Source organism: Thalassobacterium maritimum, from assembly GCF_031127805.1.
Taxonomy (GTDB): domain Bacteria; phylum Verrucomicrobiota; class Verrucomicrobiia; order Opitutales; family Coraliomargaritaceae; genus Thalassobacterium; species Thalassobacterium maritimum.
Genome location: NZ_JARXHW010000191.1, coordinates 1 through 703, shown reverse-complemented (window position 1 = coordinate 703; position 703 = coordinate 1). Strand labels below are relative to the sequence as shown.

1 protein-coding gene is annotated in these 703 nt (G+C 43.7%); it reads left to right on the top strand.

What is annotated here, in order from left to right; translation table 11 throughout:
- The first annotated feature begins 216 nt into the window (after positions 1-216).
- Entirely contained in the window at positions 217-537 is a 321-nt protein-coding gene (locus QEH52_RS19985; RefSeq protein WP_425609305.1) for a hypothetical protein, read from the top strand.
- Positions 538-703: the final 166 nt, after the last annotated feature.

The window sequence follows — 703 nt, the reverse complement described above, 5'->3', positions numbered from 1 at the left end:
CCGGGAATGAGTGGCTCAAGTAGTGCCCATTCTTTGTCTGTCAGATCGCTTGGGTAGTTTTCTCGCATCCAAACTATATGCGAGATTCGAGCACTCTCGTACAGCCCAAATTACGTATTTAAGCTTTTATTGGACGTCCTCTTAGGCTTTTGCACGAAGCGCCTAAATCAGCAATTTCGAAAAGTTAAATACACAAACCAGCGACCGGCTGTAAACGTGCATATCACTGACACTCGACTTAAGGCGTATGATGCCACAGAAAGCCTAGATTCACTAACAACCAAATCACCATGCTGGCGCTATGAGCGAGAGTGGCGCATCATTGAAAGAAAGAGTGAAACCAATCTCCGCTCAGATAAAAATGGTTACTACAGCATCCCAATCAATGACTCACTCTCTTCAATTCGAATCGGGAGTGAAATGCCTAAAGAAGATCAAGAAGAAATCGTCAATTTAGCTAGGACAATTGGTCGATTGAATATCTACAAAATGTCTCTGGATCCTTATAAATATCGCTTAAAAAGGCATCATATCTAGAATACGATGACCACGGAAAAACCACCGAACGCTCCAGTCAGCGGACTGTGGACATTAAGTTTAGAAACCCGAGGAATTCGACCAAACCTCTGCTTCAGGATGAGACAAGTCCTCAGGAAACATATCCTGCATCAATAAGCCATTAGGATTTGTCCCCAGCGACTCC